We start from the raw sequence: 19,766 nt of genomic DNA on the forward strand, positions 1-19,766 counted from the left end.
TTTCAAAAATTGAAAAAACTAAAAATCATAAGTTGAAGTGAGATAGACAGAAATATTGCGCTTGAAATGAAGGGTGTATAAAGGGGTTTTAAAATAATCATTGGTTAAAAAAGGGATGCGCGCGCCAAATTCTATCGCCCAATTCTTATACCTTGAAAAGCGGTAACGATACCCTACATTTAACATCACTTGAAACATGTAAGGGTGATAAACGCTTGAAGGATCTTTAGCCCACTTTTTAAAAATCTTTGTTTCATAAAACCAGGTTTCTCCCACGAAATTCATCCCTAAAATCAGCGTCCCGAAAGCGCGTTTGTATAAAAAGTCAGCCCCCACACCATAAAAAATAGCGTTAATAAAAGTCTCTTTTCTTTGCAATTTTTCTCTATAGCTTTTAGGGATTTGCGAACTCTCCCTCAAACTATCGCCTAATGCGCCTTTATTTTTAAGAAAAAAGCCATAAGCGTAATCCAAAGAAATATAAAAGCGGAAACCATAGTGCTCTTTTTTAGGAAAAAATTGTTTATAGCCATAAATCAAACTGACTTCAGCAAAAGGAATGTCTCGGTATTTTGAATGGTTTTCAAATCTTTCCCTACTCTGTAGCCATGACATTTGCACCACGCTTGTGCCATAATAGTGGGAGCTTTTGTCTATGTTAAAAAGTTTTCTTTTAGGCTTTTTAGGCTTAGTAAAACACGGAGGGTGGGTTTTACCCCTTAAACACTTCTTGGCTAAAAACCGCTGGTATCCTAGATCTTTTTCTTTGATGATGGTGTAAGTAACCAAATCATCAGCCCTTAAATACACGCTCAAAAAGAACGCTAAAACACCCCCTTTAAGCAGTTTATTCAAGCGTTCTTTTCTTATGCGTTATTTGTCTTTATCGGTTTCTCTTGTTTTTCAATTCCTTGGCGTCTTTTTGATAAGATTCTAAATTCTTTTGAGTGAGTTTTTTGTCTATTTCTTGCATGATATTTGCAAAAATCTTGTTCAAAGCGCTCTTGATCGCGTCATTAGAATTGTCCGTTCCCTTAACCATAGTGCTAACTAACCCTCCGCTATGGCTTGAATGGGTGGTTTTTAAGAATTTTTCTTGAATGTCCAACTCGCTCAAATCCATCGTAAAGGAATCTAAAGATTCCCCACTCATAGGCTCTAGTATGGTAACCTTGACAAACCCAGCCGGGATTAAAACCCCTTCCATTTTATCCAAACCGGTGGAGAATAATAACCCAGGTTCTGATTTTTTCTGTATGGTTCTTTTAGGATCGGGGCGTAAAACAATTTCGCCATTCATAGCAACCGCCAAATACCCTTCTTTTTTTTGCGAAAAAGAAAGATCGTCTTTATCGCTGCTATCTACGCTAATAACCTTGTAGCCCTGATTTTGCAAGATCTCTTCAACTTTAAGCGTGGTTTGATTCTTGAATTTGTTTTCATACTCTTTAGCGATGTTATCGCTGTATTGAAAAGCTGGCCTTAAAAGTAAAATCTTTTCATCTAACGCTTGAACTTTCTCGCTAGCTGGATGGTAATTCAATTTCAAAGCGACTTCATTGGTTTCAATAATATGCGGGCTGCATCCCACTAACAAAGCCACCACGCTCGCGCCTAAAAGGCATTTTTTCCATGCAAAATCTTTAAAATGATTATTTGCTTTCATCGTTCTATCCTTGATTGTAATATTTTAGACTTCTATAACAACAAACCCGAAGCAACCAACACGCTTTTGTTGTCAAAATGTTATTTTACCCTAACATCTTTAGATTATCAGTTTTTTTCTATTTTTTAGCGTTATAATCCCCGCTTTTGCCTCCACTTTTATGCTCCAACATCACACCGCTAATTGTCATGCTCTTATCAATGGCTTTCACCATGTCATAAATGGTTAAAAGCCCTATACTCACACTCATTAGCGCTTCCATTTCTACGCCCGTTTTAGCTTGAGTTTTGACTCTCGCATAGAGTTTAAAACTGCAAGTCTCTTTTTCTTCTAAAATATCAATATCCACCCCATTGAGCATGATTGGATGGCACATGGGAATGAGCTCGCTTGTCTTTTTAGCCCCCATAATCCCAGCAATAATCGCAGTCTGCAACACCGGACCCTTTTTAGCGCCATGATTGATAATAGCGTCATAAGCCTCTTTATTCATGCTGATACGACCGCTTGCTAGAGCGATTCTTTCAGTGGTTTCTTTATCCCCTATATCCACCATTTTAGGCTGATTTTCTTCGTTCAAATGAGTGAGCGGCATTTTTTTATCCTATTGTTTGGGGCGAAACGCTTGAATGTTTTTTTCATTCACTTGCATATAATTCCCTAAAATCAAATCCACGCAATAAGGAATCGCTGGAAAAACCGCTTCTAAACACTCTCTAATGCTTTTTGGCTTACCAGGGAGATTGATAATCAAACTCTTATTCCTGATGCCAGCGCTCTGGCGCGATAGAATCGCTGTAGGCACGTATTTTAAACTAGTCATTCGCATAAGCTCTCCAAAACCAGGAAGCATTTTTTGGCACACTTTTTCTGTGGCTTCTGGGGTTATGTCTCTTAAAGCAGGGCCTGTGCCTCCTGTAGTAACGACCAGATCGCATTGGTATTCATCGCACATTTTAATCAGCGATTTTTCAATCAAATCCCTTTCATCAGCGACAATTTCATAATGAAATTCTAAAGGATTGAGCAAGTATTCGCTCAACACTTCTTGTATCGCCTTGCCGCTTAAATCTTCATAAATCCCTTTTGACGCCCTATCACTCGCGCTCAAAACGCCTATATGAATCGTTTGCATTTTAATTCCTTTTTAAGCTAAAAGCCCACTCCCTTTTAAAGGGTGGCTTCTTTCTTTAGCGTAAATGCGTTTATTATCAATCAAATCGTATTTCCAAATAGGAGCGTTACGCTTAAAATCTTCAATAAAATCTTGGTATAGTTCTAAGGCGTTTTTTCTATTCTTTCCCATTAAAACGCATAAAAATGAGCTTTGTCCTATCAAAACATCGCCCAAGCTGTGCGCCATTTTTAGCACCACACCCAAATCTTTGGCTTTATAGTGCCATTTTTCAAACCAAGTCTTTAATAGCGCCTCATAAATATCAAAACTCAAGCCTTGAATGTTACCCTCTTCCCTCACAATCCCCACAAACACACAAAACGCTCCAAAGTTTTTCATGTGAGCTTCTTCTTGGTAGGCTTTCAAAAGCTTCTCCGTATCTAATGCCCCTTGAATGATTTTTAACACCTAGCCCCCACAAACCGGTGGCAACAAACTGATCACATCGCCATCTTTTAAAGGCGTGTTTAAATTGTCTATTAAACGATCATTAAGGGCTATCGCGCAAACGCCCAACCACTCTTTTAAGCCCTCTTTTTCTTGTAAAATCGCTCTTAATTCCTTTAAATCACCCGCTTTGACGAAAAAATTTTCTTCTTTTATGGGTCCAAAAAATCGCACTTCTACCATCATTTACCCTTATATTGAATCTTTTAAAAGCATGATTTTAAATATTTTTAAAACCTCTTTGAAAAGCGCTTTTAGTTTTCACAATAAATGCCCCATTTTGAGCTTTTTGACTTCCAAATACCCTTGATTGTGCTCATTAGCGCACACGATCAAGCTCTCCCTTGTTACTTCAGCGTATTTTTCTAAAGCGGCGATTTTTTTAGGGTTATTCGTGAGCAAGCGCATTTTTTTAATATGGTAATATTCTAAAATCTCACCCGCAATACTATAATCCCTTTCATCGTCTTTAAACCCTATCATTTCATTGGCTTGAATGGTATCATAGCCCTTGTCTTGTAAAGCGTAGGCATTGACTTTGTTAAATAGCCCTATCCCACGCCCTTCTTGGCGCAAATAAATCACTAGCCCCCCCTCTTTAGAAATCCTTTCTAACGCCATTTGCAACGCCCCTCCGCAATCGCATTTTTGAGAGCCTAGAGCATCACCGGTTAAACATTCTGAATGCAAACGCACTAAAGGGTTTTGAGAAAAATTAGGGGTGAAAATGACTAAATGATCTTTAGAGCCATTAGAACCCTTTTCTCTAAAACACTGGATACAAAACTCCCCAAATTGAGTGGGTAATTTGGCTTGGTTAGAGACTTCTAATCGTTTCAAGGATACTCCTAAAATTAGTTTTAAAACGCGTCTTTTAAAAAAAGGTATTCTATCAAAACTCTTTATAATTTTCTTAAATTTTAAATTCTTAAAATTTGTAAGTTAAATTCAAACCATTGGGGCTTAAATTAGAACGGATTTCATGTTTATTATAAATCCCTAAAGCTTCCCCAAGCCCTAAATCCCTAATGATAAAACCGATAGGATCCATAAGAGCGATAACCAAACGCCCTAAAAATAAAGAGCCAAAAAGCTTGCCTTCGTTGCGTTGGATGTAGCGCGTGAGCTGGTAAAACCCTTCCCCTAAAATGGAGCCTAATAAAGGGGTGATCACCAAATCCTGCCAGCTAGGCACTTCCACAAACGCTTCCAAGCCATATTCCCAAAAAAGCGTAGAAGTGATAAAAGAAAAAAACGCTGATGCCATCCAACCAAACCCAGCCATGCGCGGTTGCATATAATACATAGCCCCAAAATAAGGGTGCAAAATTTCATTAAAAATAAAACTATCATTGTCTAGTTTTGGCCCCATGCGGACATTTTCAAACCAACTTTTGACGCCAAACTTTTCTCTATCCCAATTCGTTACGCTCTCTGGCATGAGATACAGCCCTACAATCCCTATCACCAACGACACGCCCAAAATCCCTATACTTGTGCCTAAATATTTCCAACGGCTATTTGGGGCATAAGGGATCGTGTTGCTCTTTTTAAACTTCTTTTTAAAGTGTTGCCAAATAAGATTTTTAGGGCTTCGTTTGAGCGTTTCTTCTAATTGAATGCTGTTAGCGTTTAAAAAACTACAGCCCAACCCCCAAACCACCACGCAAACCATCCAAATCTTTTGGAAGGTTTTTAGGAATATTTTCAATAATATTTTTAGGAATGTTTTTAATGAAATCAGCATAAACTCTATTATTACTCTCATCAGGTTGCAAACTTTATTGCTTGACTTAAAAAGAGTTTATTATACCTTAAAAACATTACAACACATTCAATGAAGCTCAACAAGCCTCAAAGGCTAATCGTTTCTACAAGCTTAAGCCCAAACCCGCTCAAAGCCTTATACTGCCTGTCTTCAGAAGAGCTTAACAGCCTAAAATCCTTTATCCCTAAATTTTTTAACACTAACGCCCCGATCCCAAAATCTTTAACGATATTGTTTTCTTTAGAATGGGTGTTCATAAAGATCAAATAACCCCCTTCGTGCTTTAAATATTCTAACGCTTTAAAAAACACTTCAAACGCATCAGTCGTCAAAAAATCAAAATCCTCTTTGATAGGGTGGAAACGCACTAAAGGGGCTAAATCATGGGTTTTTGCGCCTTTAAACTTAAAAGCGTAATGGTTTTTTTGCTGGTGGTCTAAAAAAGTGTAGCATTGCGTTTGGTGTTTTAAAAATTCTCTCTCTTCTTGGCAAAACATTTTCAGCAAACTTTCATTTTCTAAACGATAGCTAATCAAATCAGAGACATAGAGAGTTTTAAGGTTGTGTTTAAGGGCAAAGTCGCTCAAAAATTTATCCCCCCTTCTCGCCATAGAGCCGTCTTCTTTCATGATTTCACAAATCACGCTCACGGGCTTTAATCCAGCTAATTTGCATAAATCCACGCTCGCTTCAGTATGGCCTGTGCGCGCTAACACGCCTCCATCTTTTGCAATCAAAGGGAAAATATGCCCCGGGCGCACAAAATCGCTCGGTTTAGTGGTGTCTTTACACAATAATTCAATCGTCAAATGCCTTTCAAAAGCAGAAATCCCGGTTTTGGCTTCTTTAGCGTCAATGGAAACCGTGAAAGCGGTCTCATGGTTAGAATCATTCACGCTAACCATAGGGGGCAATTCAAATTTTTTCGCTAAATCTTTGGTCAAAGACACGCAAATCAACCCCCTAGCGTGCGTAGCCATGAAATTGATTTTCTCAGGGGTAGAAAAAATCCCAGCTAAAACCAAATCCCCCTCATTTTCCCTGTCTTCATCGTCCATGACAATGAGCATTTCGCCATTTTTATACGCTTCTAAAGCTTCAGTAACTCTTCTTAAGATCATTCTAACTCCCTAGTTTTATTCAATAATATTGAGTTTTATAGAAAAAAGAAATATAGCATGTTTAATAACGATGATTACTTTATTGCTTTATTTAGCAAACCGCTAAAACCTTTAAATCAATTGAATGAAACTTCCCCTATCATGCAAGAAATGCTCAAAGACTTATTCTAATGTTTGCAAAGCCTAATGATTAGTTTTTTCTAATGATTAATTTTGGGCTATACCTAAAAACTTTATCCAAAATTTTAACCGCGCTTTTATGCAAAGAACGGCCAATCCTAATGCTTAAAGGTAATTTTTTAGGCCTTTGTTTTTCTGTGTTGGAGTTTTGAGCGTTCATCTCGTCGCAAGCGATCGCAAATTCCTCTAACACATAGTTTTTGACCCCATGCCAATAATGCCTATCCATCACGCAATCTATAGGCATCACCCATTCTTTCGCGCTGTATTTCAATAATTTTTGCGCGGCTTTTGGGGCTAAAACATACCCTTGAGTGCCAATGCCATCTTTAAAATTTAGGATTTGAGAAACCCCTTTAACGGGAGTTTTTTGTTTAGCCACATTTTCTTCTAAATGCATCAAGCGGATATAGCCTAATTCGTTGATGTGTTTATCACAAAACTCTAGGCTTTCTTTAAAACGCTCTTTTAGGGTTATATCGTCTTCTAAAATACAGATCGCTTCATTGAGCTCTATGCATTTTTGCCACAAGGAATAATGGCTCGCATAGCACCCAAGCTCCCCAAACCCCATCCTCTTCCCGCAATGCTTGATCGCATGAAAGAAATTTTTTAACGCGCAAGGGGGGTGTTTTTTATTCTTACAAAAAGCCAATAAATCTTCAATCATAAAAGAAGGGTGCAAATGCTCTAAAATCAAGGGGTGTAATTGAGTGGGAGAGATTTTAGAATAGATCGCATCAAAAATTTCATAAGAGATCCCTTGAAGTTTAAGGCTCTCTAAAAGGGGGGTTATATGAGTTTCTTTTAAAGAAAAATTGTGACAGGTTTTTGGGCTTAAATGAATAATAAAAACACGCATACTAGCCTTAATTCTTAATACAAATAAAATCAATATTAAACAGACTTACATTCTAGCACAAATTTTAGTAAAATACGCATCATGTTAGATGATATTCCTATTACCATTCAAAAAAGTAAAAAAATCAAAACCCTAAGCTTGAATATCACGCCTTCTTTAGAAGTGATTCTAAAAATGCCTGATTCTTGCCCTCAAGCTAGGGCGAGCGCTTTTTTAAAAGAACAAGAAGCTTGGCTAAAAAAAACCCTTTTAGCGATGCAAGAAAAATACTCCCTTTTACACTCGCAAACCTATCAAAATAAAATCCTTGTGTTTGATGAGGTGAAAAACGCCAACGATTACACCCTAACAGAACTTAAAAAAATCTTAAAAACTTATTTGGAGCAAAAACTCCCCTTAATCGCTCAAAAAATGCAAACTTCCTATACCGGTTTTAGTGTTAGAAACAACGCCAAAGTTTTAGGGAGCTGCTCTTATCATAACCGCTTGAGTTTCGCTCTTTTATTGGTTTGCGCCCAAAAAGAAGCGATTGATTATGTCATCATCCATGAGCTCGCCCACACGATCCACAAAAACCATTCCAAAAATTTCTGGCGTTGCGTAAAAATCTTTTGCCCTAATTACCGCGCTCTAAGAGAGCATTTAAAACAAAGAGTTGTTTTTTATACCCAACTGCTTAAGCAACTACAGCCATAAAGATTAAGCCTTAAAAATTATAGCTCACATACGCTGTGATGCTTCTAGGAGGCGCGGCTTCTTTCCCGTTAGGGCTAGTGCCTATCCCGCTAAACCAATATTTCATGTTAAAAATGTTATTGATTTGCAAGCTCGCACTAACGCTTTGCTTTTTGCGTTCCCACAAAGTGCTAGAAATTTGCAAATTCCACACCCAATACCACGGCGTCATGCCCGCTGTTTTGGTAGTGATAGCCCCGTTTTTAATCGTGGGCGCGTATTGAGTGAAAGGCACGGTGTTTAACACATCTGTATAAGCGCGGCTATAAAAGAAAGAACTCAACCCAATCGTGGTTTTAGCGTAAGTGTAGCTCGCGTCTAAAATAAATTGGTGCGGGCTGACAAAAGGGAGCTTTTTGCCAAAAATATCTTTTTTAGGCCCTTTAGGATTAGCAGGGTTAGTAACCATTGTGTGGCTGGTGATATTAGCGTCTATAAAAGTGTAAGCCGCATGGAGATTAAGCCCTCTAATAGGCGTGTAGTAGAGTTCTAGCTCCACTCCTTGCGATCTCGCATTGACCGGCTCTTTATTATCCCCATAGCGCCCAGTAAAATAGTTATTCGCAAAAATCACAAAATAATTCGCGTTAAAACTCACTTGGTTGTTGAAATAATATCTTGAGCCGCCTTCCATGACATTAAAGATTTGAAAATAATCCGTGCTTGTGCCTGTAAAATTACCGATATTGCTGAATTGGGGCGGGATATAGCTCCTTTGATAATTGAAATAAAACAACCAATCCTTAATGGGTTTATAGCCGACATTGACTGCCGGATTTAATTGGTTATAACGATCTTTGATGGTTTTTCCTGTTTGGCCTGCTTTAAAAGGGAGAGCGTCTTTTTTTTCATAATTTAAAAAAGTGTATCTCAATCCTGGCGTGATCGTTAGCATGCCGTTATTGAAATTGATTTCATCGCTGGCATACACGGCGGTATAATTGTTGAAATTATTGAGTGAAGTTCCTGCATCAAACCCACTGCCATTATTAGGCACACTAGGGTTTTTCCTGGTGGTGGATCGGCGGTATAAATCTTCGGTTAAAAACCGCATTCCCATGTTAAAAGTTTGTTTGACTTTACCGGTATTGACGATAAGATTGAGTTTTGGCTCAAAGGCATTCACCACGAAACGGCGGATATTATCAAAAAACTGCCAACAAGGGCTATTCGTATCGCTATAAGAATACAAACCGCAATTAGGGTTAGTCGCGCTAATTTTTCCTTTGCCATTAAAAGGTAAAATCTTATTTTGACTGCTCATATACACGCTTTGGTATTGGTTGGAAAAGCCAAAATCCCTGCTCATGTCATGCGTGAAATAAGTGAATTTAAAATCGCCCCCCACTTTCCTATCCGGATCGCCAAAATAATTTTGATACACGATCCCAAAGCGTTTGGCTCGCCCTCCATCTTGATTGTCAGGGCGCTCGTTGATGAAGCGATTATAGGCATAATCTTGCGCGCTCAAAGTGCCTGGATGGTAAGAATTGTATTGATAATATTGGTAATAAGCTTTAAAAGTATTGGTCGCATTAATCTTATAAATCGCATCAAGCAAGTAGTTTTGCACCTTTGTGGGGCTATTTTGCCTGAAACCTTGCCCATTAATCCAATTGCCTTGGGCGCTAATTCCTACATGCTTACCCAACATTCCAGCCGTTCGCCCATAAGTGTTAAACAGCATTTGGTTTCCTAAAGTTTGGGCTAAAGGCTTGCCTTTTTCCTTGGGATCTACAAAATTCCCATTAGAAGATCGCCCCCAAAAAGTGATCCTTTCAGCCGCTTGATTTTCCCACTCTTTAGGGATTTCTTTAGTGATGACATTCACCACGCCTCCAAAAGTGTTAGGCCCGTATTGGACGCTCATTCCCCCCTTAATCACATCAATCCTATCCACTGACTGGAAAGTAACAGGGAAAATCGCTAACTCAATATTGGAATACGGCGCACCATAAATGGGGATACCATTGACTAAAATCATGTTGGTATTGCTATGCCCGTTACCGCCCCCACCAAAACCGCGCACCGAAATTTTAGGCAGAACGCCTGTGCCTGTAGCGTCTCTGATTTGAATCCCTGGCACGTTTTGCAAGGCGTTTTCAATATTCAAATTCCCCGTTTTTTTGAGTTCCTTGTTGGAAATCACCGTGCGAGAGCTTGTGGAATTACGCACCTCTTCGCTTTGCCATGAAAGTGGGGCGTTAGAACTGAATTTTTGCTCGGTGGTTGTCACTTTTTTTAAAAAATGGTGCTTATCTTTTGCTAATACCAAAGAATTAAAAAAACAAAAAAGTAAAACGACCGACGCTAAAAAATACGGGGTTTTTACCCTCAAATAACCATTCATTATGATAACCTTTCTTATTTAATTCAAACCGATGCATATTATAAAAATAATTATTATAATTAACTTAAATTTTGAAGTTTGATTTTTTTATTTGTAATTCGTTATCAAAACGATTTGAAAAAGGTTTTTAGTGTTTTTTAAACAAGCTGCTAAGCGTTTTTTTAAAAACAGGATGTTATGGGGGTTTTAGGGCGCGTTATTGATAAATTTTACGGAGAGATCATTACAACCGCTATCGCAAAACCAGCGTCATGGCTGATGCTCGCGCTCAAGCTTTGGACGTTAAAATAGTCCATTTTTTCTTTGGAAAGGGTAATTAAGGGGGCGTTTTTAGGGCTTTTAGAAATACGCATATCTAAAAAGCTCAATTCCTTACCAATGCCTACTTGAAGGGCTTTAGAGCAAGCTTCTTTAAGCGCGAAAAACCCGGCGATACTGCTGGATTTATCCTTACACAAAACAATCTCGCTTGGCGATAAAAAACGCTCTAAAAATCTCATTTCAAAGCGTTTCACGCACTTTTCTATCCTAGCAATAGAGACAATATCTATGCCAATCATTTAAAATTATTGAATAATGAAATCAGTGAAAAAGACATTTTTAATAAAGCCATCAATCAAAAACGAATTCAAATGGCTCTTAATTTCATCTTTAAGCTTGTTTTTGCCTTTGTTAGTAACCACTTCTTCCACGCTTTTAGACGATAGAATCTCTATAATCGTATCCTTAATCGCTGTGTCTTTAACCTTGACTTCATTTAAAAGCTTTTCATTACTCAATTCTAACGAGATAGAAGCCTTAAGGTAGCGTCTGCCATTTTGAGAAACCAAATTCACCGCAAAAGGCGCATCAATCGCATACAAAGGCCCAAGCACCAAATATTGCTGGATATTAGAGCCTTCTTTGGCCTCTTGATTTTTGTTCGCCATAGGATTAGCTTGAACTTCTTGGGTGTTTTTAGAGGCGTTTTCTTTAGATTCTTCCTTATTCCCCATAAGTAGCATGATAATCACCCCTACCAATAAAAGCATCACTAACACGCTTCCAATAATGACAAATAAAAGGGCTTTGCTTTTTTTGGGAGGTTGTTGCGCGGTATTTTCTTGTTCTTCTGCCATGCCTATTCCTATTGAAAATAAGTTAAAGTGGTTTTTCCAAATTTTTTCTGTTTGATTATAGCTAAAGTTACAAGACTTTTAGGCATTTCATGCGCGCTTTCATGCTCAAAAACCGCTAAAAGATTTTTTGGATTAGAGCGTTTCAATAACATTTCTAAAGCGTGAAAACACTTTCCATAAATCCCTAAAAACCCGCTTGTTTCAAAAGGAGGATCAAAATAAAGGATATTCAAAACGCCATTTTTTAAACACAGAGTGGGCAAAAGCTTGAAAGCGTCATCTAAAAAGGTTTGAATTTCAATTTCCTTTTTCAGGCGGTTTTTAAAAAGGGAAATATTTTCTAAAAGCGTGGCATAAGCGCTTTTATTTTGCTCAAAAAACACCGCGCTTTTAGCCCCCCTACTCAAAGCCTCTAAACCCATAGAAGCGCTGCCTGAAAACACTTCTATAAAATGCACTCCACTAATTTCTGCTTGCAAGGTGTTAAAAAACGACTCTCTTACGATCGCTTTCGTGGGGCGCGTGCTAGAAATGTTAGGCAAATTCAAGCCCAATCCCTTACAAGCCCCCCCAATAATCTTAAATTTTTTTACTGGCTGATGATTTGGCATAATTTTTGGGTGTATTCTTCTAGTAATTGCTGAATCTTTTGCTCTTTAGAAAATTGGATTTCTTCGCAAGGTTTTTCGCTCTCTTTTAAAGCACGGTAAAAATTTTTGACATCTTCTTTCACGCTCTGTTTGGTGAAAGGCTTTCTTAAGCGTTCTTCTATAAAGCATAGGGGCTTATTGGTTTCTAGGGTTTCATCATCGCTTAAAACAAAATCGCAAACTCCCATAGGAGAGAGACAATCGCTCAAATAAAATTCCAAACTCCTTTGAATCAACAAAGACTTGCAAGAAAGAAAAATTTTCAAAAAACCCCCTTTATCCCATCAATAGGCTTAAATTGTTTCAAAATTATAGCGATTCTTTCTTTTAAACACCAATATTAAATAAATAAATAAACTCAAAAAGTATTTCATTTTATAAAAAAGAAAAATAGAATGTTAAAAATAAAGCTCAAATAACATCTTTTTTTTTGGTATAATGCCGCTTAAGGTAAGAGCGAAAGGCGTATTATATTCCTTCCTTCTTTACTATAACTTAGCATTTTAATCAACTTTTTCATTAAAATGTCCTGACGCTCTTACCTTTAAACTGAGAAAGCGGATTAGTTCCTCTCCAACTTTTCAAACAAACCGAGTCCCAAAAGCGTAGCGTTTAATAGTAAATACTTAGTATTTAATATTCTAAAAAATCTAAAATACCAATTCCCTCTTCAAAAATACGCGAGCTCTTTGTTATTAGATTGTAAAAATACTTTTGATCATTTTTTTATATTTTATTTTTTCACGAACTCCAACGCCTTGAAGCGCTCCCCCAAACCCCCAGGGCTAATTAGGGGCTTGATTTTAGCCGCTTCTTTTAAATACCTTTCATAACTCACGCTCTTTGAAAACGCTTCCAACAATCCCATAAGCCCCATATCCAGCAAAGCGTTAGCCTGCGATTTAAAGAATGAAAATCGCGCATCGTGTTTTTCAAACAAAAAGCGCACCAAAGAAAAATTGACATCATAAGTCAAATCGCTTTGCTGATACAAAGAAGCCAGATGGTTTAAAATATCCTTAAAATCCAGCGCTTGGTGGTTTTTAAAAGCCCTTAAATGCAGATCCTTTCGCTCTATTTCATCGCCATAATCAAAGCTCAAAAACACCCAAGAAGAAGCTTCGTTCAATTTTTCTAACAAATTTTTAATGAAAGCGTTCAAAAATAACGGCACGCACCCTTCTTTTAAATTCAAATTTTTAAGAAGTTCTTTAGTGGGTTCATCAATACCGCCCCAAACGCCCTGATGATCATGGGTGATAAAAAGCATTTGATTGTCTTTAACAATCTCGCAAGCGAACGCGTCAAACAATTCGTTAGAGACAACGAACGCGCTTTTTTTTTCTTTAAAATCAAGTTCTTCTAAAGCGCAACTGATCAGATCCAATTGCGTGGCTTGCTTGAAAATAGTTCGTTGGATATTTTGCAATTCCTTTAAAGGCTCACAGCTGACAAATTCGCATTTTTCCATTACGCCCACGCTCAAAGCGTTTAAAAAACTGGCTATATCGCTCAAAAAATGCCCATGATGAGAGCCAATTTCTACAATTTTTAAAGGCAAAAATAATTTTTCTTCTTCTAAAAGCCTAATGATATAAAACGCAATAGCGCCCCCAAAAAACTTACTCAAAGACACCGAAGTGTAAAAATCCCCTTTTGGACCGATTAGCGCCTTTCTGTAATACCCCTTTTCTCCATAAAGCCACTCTTGCATGTAATTCCCAAACGAACGCACGATTTTCCTTTTATTCAAACTCATCTCAACCAACAATAAGAGAGCGCTATTCTAGTCAAAATCGCCTTATTTTTGCGCTATGATATTCAATAATAAAGACTTTTTAAGCTAGTTTAGTAGGGAGTTAGTAGTGTGGAAATTTTAAGGCGAGAATGTGGGGCGGTGGAAGAAAACGCTTATATTGTGAAGCTTTCTAGTGGGATAGATTTTATTATCGATCCCGGATTTTCTAGCAGCGAATGGGTGTTAAAAAACGCCAAAAACCCTAAGGCGATTTTAATCACGCATGGGCATTATGATCATGTATGGGATAGCGCTCAATTGTCAAAAGCCCTTAAAGACACCCCCATTTACGCCCCCAAAGACGATGTGTTCATGCTAGAAAATGATATTTTCCATTTGGGCATGCCGGTTTTTAGCCCCACATTTAGCGTGCCTTGTAATAAGGGTTGCACCACTTTAGAGATAGCAAACACCACCATTAAATACTGGCATTTTCCCGGACACACGCCCGGTTGTTCTATCGTAGAAATTGGAGGGGTGATTTTTAGCGGGGATTTTATCTTTTATCGCAGCATTGGCCGTTACGATTTCCCTTATTCTAATGAAAAAGACATGAAAGAGTCCCTGTTAAGGTTTCAAAATTTAGATTTCCCTAAAGACATGGAGATTTATCCAGGGCATGGGGATAAAACAAGTTTTTTTGCCGAAAGAGAGCATTCTAAAATTTGGGTTTCAAGGATGGCTTAATTGCTAAGCCGGCTAGACAAAGAGCGTTATTTGCGCCATATCATGCTAGAAGATGTGGGCGAAGAAGGCCAATTGAAGCTTTTAAAATCTAGCGTTTTAGTCATTGGAGCCGGTGGGCTTGGATCAGCGGTTTTGATGTATCTGTGCACTGCTGGGATAGGAAAAATAGGCATTGTGGATTTTGATGTGGTGGGTATGAGTAATTTGCAACGCCAAATCATCCATTCACAGGATTTTTTAAACCATTCTAAAACCTCTAGCGCGAAAGCACGCTTAAAACAACTCAATGCTAGTATTGAAATAGAGGCTTTTGAAGAACGCTTTAAGGCCCATAACGCTCTTCCTCTCATAGAGCCTTATGATTTTATCATAGACGCCACGGACAATTTTAACGCTAAATTTTTGATCAATGACGCTTGCGTGTTAGCCCAAAAACCCTATTCGCATGCTGGGGTTTTAAAATACAGGGGGCAAAGCATGAGCGTTTTACCCCATAGTGCATGCTTAGCGTGTGTTTTTGATAAGCCCCCTAAAAAAGGATTGAATCCTACTTCAGGGCTTTTTGGGGTCTTACCCGGAGTTTTAGGGTGTATCCAAGCGAGCGAATGCCTTAAATATTTTTTAGGGTTTGAAACTTTACTTATAAATACTTTACTTATAGCCGATATTAAAACGATGGATTTTAAAAAAATTCAAGCACCCAAAAACCCTGATTGTAGGGTTTGTGGCACGCATAAAATCACGCATTTACAAGATTATGAAATTTAGATTAAGGGGTAAGTTTTGGATCTATCAACCATACTAGGCTTGGTATTGGCGGTCGCTTCTATTTCGTTAGGCGATATTTTAGAAGATGGTAACCCGTTGCACATTATCCATTTGAGTTCAGTCATTATCATCGTGCCTACTTCGCTTTTTGCCGCCATGACAGGCACGCATGCTCGTTACGTGAAAGCCGCTTATAAAGAAATAAAAATTGTTTTTTTAAACCCTAAAATCAATTTAAACGAAACCATTAAAAATTTAGTGGAATTAGCCACTTTAGCCAGAAAAGATGGGGTGTTGAGTTTGGAGGGGCGAGTGGCGCAAATTGAAGACGATTTCACCCGTAACGGCTTGTCTATGATCATAGATGGCAAGGATCTAAAATCCGTTAAGGAAAGTTTAGAAATCAGCATTGAAGAAATGGAAGAGTATTACCACGGCGCCGCTCATTATTGGGAGACTGCCGGTGAGACCGCTCCTACTATGGGGTTAGTGGGGGCGGTTATGGGGCTTATGTTAGCCTTGCAAAAACTAGACAACCCGGCTGAAATGGCAGCAGGGATCGCTGGGGCATTTACGGCTACTGTTACAGGGATTATGTGTTCTTATGCGATTTTTGGCCCTTTTGGGCATAAGCTCAAGGCTAAGTCTAAAGACATTATCAAAGAAAAAACCGTTCTTTTAGAGGGGATTTTAGGCATCGCTAATGGGGAAAATCCAAGGGATTTAGAAAACAAACTCTTAAACTACATCGCTCCCGGTGAGCCTAAAAAATCTCAATTTGAGGGCTAAACATGGCTAAGAAAAACAAACCCACCGAATGCCCCGCCGGCGAAAAATGGGCGGTTCCTTATGCGGACTTTTTGTCGTTGTTGCTCGCGCTTTTTATCGCTCTTTATGCCATTTCAGCGGTCAATAAATCCAAAGTGGAAGCCTTAAAAACCGAATTTATTAAGATTTTTAATTACGCCCCAAAGCCAGAGGCGATGCAGCCGGTTGTAGTGATCCCCCCTGATTCAGGGAAAGAAGAAGAGCAAATGGCGAGCGAAAGCTCCAAACCGGCTTCGCAAAATACCGAAACAAAAGCCACTATCGCTCGCAAAGGCGAAGGCAGTGTTTTAGAGCAAATTGATCAAGGCTCTGTTTTAAAACTCCCCTCTAGTTTGCTGTTTGAAAACGCCACATCAGATGCAATCAATCAAGACATGATGCTCTATATTGAACGGATCGCTAAAATCATTCAAAAACTCCCTAAAAGGGTGCATGTTAATGTAAGGGGTTTTACAGACAACACGCCTTTAAATAAAACCCGTTTTAAAAGCCATTATGAATTAGCCGCCAATCGCGCTTATAGGGTGATGAAAGTCCTTATACAATACGGCGTGGATCCTAACCAATTGTCTTTTTCTTCTTACGGATCTACCAACCCTATCGCGCCTAATGATTCCCTAGAAAACAGAATGAAAAACAATCGTGTGGAAATCTTTTTTTCAACCGATGCGAACGATTTGAGCAAGATCCATTCTATTTTAGATGAAGAATTCAATCCCCACAAACAGCAAAAATGAATCGCATGAAACCAATTTTTTTGTTAATCTTTTTGTTGTTAGCGAGCCTTATTGCTAGAGAGAAGGACGCTTCTTCAAACCTTTTTGATTTGATTGATAAGGGGATCAACAGAGAACAAGAATTGAAAGAGCAGGAGCAAAAAACACGCTTGAAACTGGCTCAAAGCCCTTTAGTGGCGTTAGAGATTGTCCCCCAAGAAACGCCCTATTTAGAATGGCAAGGGGCTAGGGAGTCGTATTATTTGAAAGTGAGCGCTGTAGTGGAGAGCGTGGTTATTTTAAAGATTGACATCAATCAGGGGCGTTCTTGCTCGCTCTACCCCACGCCTAAAAGCGTTTCTTTAGTGAGGAATCAAAGCGTAGCCTATGAGATTTTATGCGAAAACCAGCCGCTATGGATAGAAGTGAGCACCAATTTAGGCAAACGCACCTTTCAGTTTTAATTTTACTCGTTTTTGGCTTTGTTTTAAAAAAGTTTGCGCTTATTGTTGATGGTAAAAATTTGATTTAAACCCAATTAAGAAAAACCTTTTTATATCAAATAAATTTGGTTATAATGCCAAAAATGGGCGTTTTTAAACAATTGATCAAAGAATTGTATGAATGGTTGCTCCATTCTATAGATATGGTTATCCAGCATTTAGTTGCTATGGTGTTAAAAATAAGCGTGGTAAAATATTTGATAAAAGAATTTCATGATCGCTTCATTTACTTTATAGACTTGATTGCGCAACATTTTATCATCGTTGCGCTTTCTAGTCTTCTCGTGCTGGTGTTTGGGGTTTTGATTGGGGTTTTGGTGTTTTATAACTCAAAGGCTAGAGCGTTTTTGCTCCCTGTGGTGAATTTCCTCTACACCATCCCATCGTTGGCGTTATTCGCGTTATTCATTCCTGTGATTGGGGTGGGGTTAAAAAACGCGCTTTTAGTGTTGGTCTTATACGGCTTATTACCCATTGTCCATAGCACTTATAACGCTTTAAAAGAGGTGAGAGAAGAGGTGATTAAGGCCGCTATTGGGCTAGGGTGTAACCCCAAAGAGTTGTTTTTTAGGGTGCACTTCTTGCTCGCTATCCCCCAAATTTTAGCGGGCTTAAGGATTGCGGTGGTGATGCTAGTGGCGATGGCTGGAATTGGGGCACTCATTGGGGCTGGAGGCTTAGGGCAGGCGATTTTTAGAGGGCTAAACACGCAAAACACCACGCTTTTAGTGGCTGGCAGTTTGATCATAGCTCTTTTTAGTGTTTTAGCGGATCAATTTGTGAGCGTGTTTCAGCATGAAAACGCTTTGCAACGCCTATTTTCTCAAAACGCCACCCAAAAACAAAAAAGAAGAGTTTATCTTAATTTAGCAGTGTTTCTTTTTTTATTGCTAGCGAGCGCTTTATGGCTCATTCCTAGAAACGCCATAGAAGAAAAGCCCTTAGTCGTAGCGACAAAACCTAGCAGCGAGCAGTATATTTTGGGCGAGATTTTAAGCCTTTTGTTAGAAAAACACCATATCCCTATCAAGCGAGCGTTCGGCATTGGCGGGGGGACGATGAATATCCATCCGGCATTGCTTAGGGGCGATTTTGATTTGTATGTGGAATATACCGGCACCGCTTGGGTGAACACGCTCAAAAACCCTTTGACTCAAAAAGTGGATTTTGAAACGATTAAAAAGCGTTATGAGAAGGAATTTAATCTTTTATGGGTGGGGCTTTTGGGCTTTAATAACACCTATTCCTTAGCGATTTCTAAAGAAGACGCTCAAAAATACGCGATTGAAACTTTCAGCGATTTAGCCCTTCATAGCCCAAATTTTGATTTTGGAGCGGAGTTTGACTTTTTTGAAAGAGAGGACGCTTTTAAGGGCTTAGTGAAAGCTTATCGCTTTCATTTTAGAAGTTTGCATGAAATGGATATTAATTTGCGTTATAAAAGTTTTGAATCTCATAAGATCAACGCTTTAGACGTTTTCACCACAGACGCTCAAATCAAAGAATTGGATTTAAAGGTGCTTAAGGACGATAAAGGGTTTTTCCCTAATTATCAAGCCGGCATCATCATAAGAAAAGAAGTTGTCAAAAAGTATCCTGAAGCGTTAAAAATCTTAGAAAAATTGGATTCAAAAATTAACGATGAAAAAATGCAAGATTTAAACTATCAGGTGGAAGTGTTGAAAAAAAGCCCTAAAATCGTAGCTAAAGATTTTTTAGAAAGCTTGGGGTTATAAGCATGAAAGAAATCGTCAAAATAGAGAATGTGTCTTTTAACTACCACAATCGTGCTGTTTTTAAGGATTTTAATTTAAGCATTGAAAAAGGGGATTTTTTATGCGTTTTAGGGGAGAGCGGGAGCGGTAAAAGCACGCTTTTAGGCTTGATTTTAGGGCTTTTAAAACCTAATCTTGGGAGCGTTAAAATCTTTAATGAGACCCTTTCAAACAACGCTTTTTTACGCCAAAAAATAGGCTATATCGCTCAAGGCAATTCCTTATTTTCTCATTTAAACGCCATGCAAAACATGACTTTTTGCCTTAATTTACAAGGCATAAACAAACAAGCCGCTCAAAAAGAAGCCAAAGCCTTAGCGTTAAAAATGGGGTTAGACGAGAGCCTTATGGATAAATTCCCCAATGAATTGAGTGGGGGGCAAGCCCAAAGAGTGGGCATTATTAGGGGGATTATCCACAAGCCAGAACTCATTTTATTAGATGAGCCTTTTAGTGCTTTAGATAGTTTTAATCGTAAGAATTTGCAAGATCTCATCAAAGAAATACACCAAAATTCTTGCGCTACTTTCATTATGGTAACGCATGATGAGGAAGAGGCGCAAAAGTTGGCCACAAAAACCCTAGAAATCAAAGCCCTTAAACAAGAGCAGTGATTT

At 38.5% G+C, this 19,766-nt stretch carries 25 protein-coding genes; 8 read left to right on the forward strand and 17 right to left on the reverse strand.

The annotated features are described in order from the left end of the window. Positions 1-18: 18 nt before the first annotated feature. From H7N69_RS03835 to H7N69_RS03880, 11 genes are all read right to left on the reverse strand, one after another. Positions 19-855 carry an outer membrane protein gene (locus H7N69_RS03835; protein ID WP_187884854.1) on the reverse strand — a complete coding sequence of 279 codons (837 nt, stop codon included), beginning with the start codon at positions 853-855 and terminating at the stop codon, positions 19-21. 28 nt (positions 856-883) lie between these two features. Next, positions 884-1,666, reverse strand: a complete 783-nt coding sequence (hpaA, locus tag H7N69_RS03840) for a flagellar sheath lipoprotein HpaA (protein WP_108168983.1) — start codon at positions 1,664-1,666, stop codon at positions 884-886. Between the two features lie 118 nt (positions 1,667-1,784). After that, complete coding sequence (moaC, locus tag H7N69_RS03845; protein ID WP_187884855.1) at positions 1,785-2,261, reverse strand: cyclic pyranopterin monophosphate synthase MoaC; 477 nt, start codon at positions 2,259-2,261, stop codon at positions 1,785-1,787. A 9-nt stretch (positions 2,262-2,270) separates the two neighbouring features. Then, entirely contained in the window at positions 2,271-2,801 is a 531-nt protein-coding gene (gene mog, locus H7N69_RS03850) for a molybdopterin adenylyltransferase (protein WP_001193314.1), read from the reverse strand. Between the two features lie 12 nt (positions 2,802-2,813). Further along, positions 2,814-3,251 (reverse strand): molybdopterin synthase catalytic subunit, encoded by a 438-nt coding sequence (locus H7N69_RS03855; RefSeq protein ID WP_187884856.1) that lies wholly within the window; start codon positions 3,249-3,251, stop codon positions 2,814-2,816. After that, positions 3,252-3,473 (reverse strand): MoaD/ThiS family protein, encoded by a 222-nt coding sequence (locus H7N69_RS03860; protein WP_000230615.1) that lies wholly within the window; start codon positions 3,471-3,473, stop codon positions 3,252-3,254. A 78-nt stretch (positions 3,474-3,551) separates the two neighbouring features. After that, entirely contained in the window at positions 3,552-4,130 is a 579-nt protein-coding gene (gene ribA, locus H7N69_RS03865) for a GTP cyclohydrolase II (RefSeq protein ID WP_001912504.1), read from the reverse strand. Positions 4,131-4,218: 88 nt separating this feature from the next. Next, entirely contained in the window at positions 4,219-4,965 is a 747-nt protein-coding gene (locus H7N69_RS03870; protein ID WP_232260193.1) for a DUF3943 domain-containing protein, read from the reverse strand. Beyond that, the gene (locus H7N69_RS07885) at positions 4,931-5,068 is read right to left on the reverse strand and encodes a hypothetical protein (protein ID WP_232260194.1); all 138 of its coding nucleotides are present in this window, start codon (positions 5,066-5,068) and stop codon (positions 4,931-4,933) included. Before H7N69_RS07885 ends, H7N69_RS03870 begins: the two co-directional genes overlap by 35 nt. A gap of 76 nt (positions 5,069-5,144) precedes the next feature. Beyond that, positions 5,145-6,179, reverse strand: a complete 1,035-nt coding sequence (locus H7N69_RS03875) for a bifunctional 3,4-dihydroxy-2-butanone 4-phosphate synthase/GTP cyclohydrolase II (protein WP_187884858.1) — start codon at positions 6,177-6,179, stop codon at positions 5,145-5,147. A gap of 190 nt (positions 6,180-6,369) precedes the next feature. After that, positions 6,370-7,221, reverse strand: coding sequence for a glycosyltransferase family 25 protein (locus H7N69_RS03880; protein ID WP_187884859.1), 852 nt, complete (start codon positions 7,219-7,221; stop codon positions 6,370-6,372). 81 nt (positions 7,222-7,302) lie between these two features. On the opposite strand from H7N69_RS03880, the gene H7N69_RS03885 reads away from it, so the two are divergent. After that, entirely contained in the window at positions 7,303-7,917 is a 615-nt protein-coding gene (locus tag H7N69_RS03885) for a M48 family metallopeptidase (protein ID WP_187884860.1), read from the forward strand. A 10-nt stretch (positions 7,918-7,927) separates the two neighbouring features. Here H7N69_RS03885 and H7N69_RS03890 read toward each other — a convergent pair whose 3' ends face one another. The 6 genes from H7N69_RS03890 to H7N69_RS03915 all read right to left on the reverse strand — a co-directional run bounded on the left by H7N69_RS03890 (position 7,928) and on the right by H7N69_RS03915 (position 13,833). Then, a complete protein-coding gene (locus H7N69_RS03890; protein WP_187884861.1) occupies positions 7,928-10,306 on the reverse strand; it encodes a TonB-dependent receptor family protein in 2,379 nt (792 codons plus the stop codon). A gap of 209 nt (positions 10,307-10,515) precedes the next feature. Next, positions 10,516-10,866, reverse strand: coding sequence for a holo-ACP synthase (gene acpS / locus H7N69_RS03895; RefSeq protein ID WP_187884862.1), 351 nt, complete (start codon positions 10,864-10,866; stop codon positions 10,516-10,518). 6 nt (positions 10,867-10,872) lie between these two features. Then, complete coding sequence (gene fliL / locus H7N69_RS03900) at positions 10,873-11,424, reverse strand: flagellar basal body-associated protein FliL (RefSeq protein ID WP_000797017.1); 552 nt, start codon at positions 11,422-11,424, stop codon at positions 10,873-10,875. Between the two features lie 8 nt (positions 11,425-11,432). Further along, the gene (rsmD, locus tag H7N69_RS03905; RefSeq protein WP_187884863.1) at positions 11,433-12,035 is read right to left on the reverse strand and encodes a 16S rRNA (guanine(966)-N(2))-methyltransferase RsmD; all 603 of its coding nucleotides are present in this window, start codon (positions 12,033-12,035) and stop codon (positions 11,433-11,435) included. Next, positions 12,014-12,340 (reverse strand): dihydroneopterin aldolase, encoded by a 327-nt coding sequence (locus tag H7N69_RS03910; protein ID WP_187884864.1) that lies wholly within the window; start codon positions 12,338-12,340, stop codon positions 12,014-12,016. Before H7N69_RS03910 ends, rsmD begins: the two co-directional genes overlap by 22 nt. 467 nt (positions 12,341-12,807) lie before the next feature. Further along, positions 12,808-13,833, reverse strand: coding sequence for a class I SAM-dependent methyltransferase (locus tag H7N69_RS03915; RefSeq protein ID WP_187884865.1), 1,026 nt, complete (start codon positions 13,831-13,833; stop codon positions 12,808-12,810). A 108-nt stretch (positions 13,834-13,941) separates the two neighbouring features. On the opposite strand from H7N69_RS03915, the gene H7N69_RS03920 reads away from it, so the two are divergent. From H7N69_RS03920 to egtV, 7 genes are all read left to right on the forward strand, one after another. Next, the gene (locus H7N69_RS03920) at positions 13,942-14,559 is read left to right on the forward strand and encodes an MBL fold metallo-hydrolase (protein ID WP_187884866.1); all 618 of its coding nucleotides are present in this window, start codon (positions 13,942-13,944) and stop codon (positions 14,557-14,559) included. Continuing rightward, positions 14,560-15,327, forward strand: coding sequence for a HesA/MoeB/ThiF family protein (locus H7N69_RS03925; protein WP_187884867.1), 768 nt, complete (start codon positions 14,560-14,562; stop codon positions 15,325-15,327). A 15-nt stretch (positions 15,328-15,342) separates the two neighbouring features. Next, a complete protein-coding gene (gene motA, locus H7N69_RS03930; protein ID WP_000366185.1) occupies positions 15,343-16,116 on the forward strand; it encodes a flagellar motor stator protein MotA in 774 nt (257 codons plus the stop codon). A gap of 2 nt (positions 16,117-16,118) precedes the next feature. Continuing rightward, positions 16,119-16,892: a flagellar motor protein MotB gene (gene motB / locus H7N69_RS03935; RefSeq protein ID WP_187884868.1), complete on the forward strand. Its 774-nt coding sequence runs from the start codon at positions 16,119-16,121 to the stop codon at positions 16,890-16,892. A gap of 5 nt (positions 16,893-16,897) precedes the next feature. Next, positions 16,898-17,335, forward strand: coding sequence for a hypothetical protein (locus H7N69_RS03940; protein WP_000802458.1), 438 nt, complete (start codon positions 16,898-16,900; stop codon positions 17,333-17,335). 113 nt (positions 17,336-17,448) lie between these two features. Next, the gene (gene egtU, locus H7N69_RS03945) at positions 17,449-19,110 is read left to right on the forward strand and encodes an ergothioneine transport permease/ergothioneine binding protein EgtU (RefSeq protein ID WP_187884869.1); all 1,662 of its coding nucleotides are present in this window, start codon (positions 17,449-17,451) and stop codon (positions 19,108-19,110) included. A gap of 2 nt (positions 19,111-19,112) precedes the next feature. After that, positions 19,113-19,763 (forward strand): ergothioneine transport ATP-binding protein EgtV, encoded by a 651-nt coding sequence (gene egtV / locus H7N69_RS03950; protein WP_187884870.1) that lies wholly within the window; start codon positions 19,113-19,115, stop codon positions 19,761-19,763. The last annotated feature ends 3 nt before the right edge of the window (positions 19,764-19,766 follow it).

Origin of the sequence: Helicobacter pylori (assembly GCF_014497725.1) — a bacterium.
Taxonomy (GTDB): domain Bacteria; phylum Campylobacterota; class Campylobacteria; order Campylobacterales; family Helicobacteraceae; genus Helicobacter; species Helicobacter pylori_DE.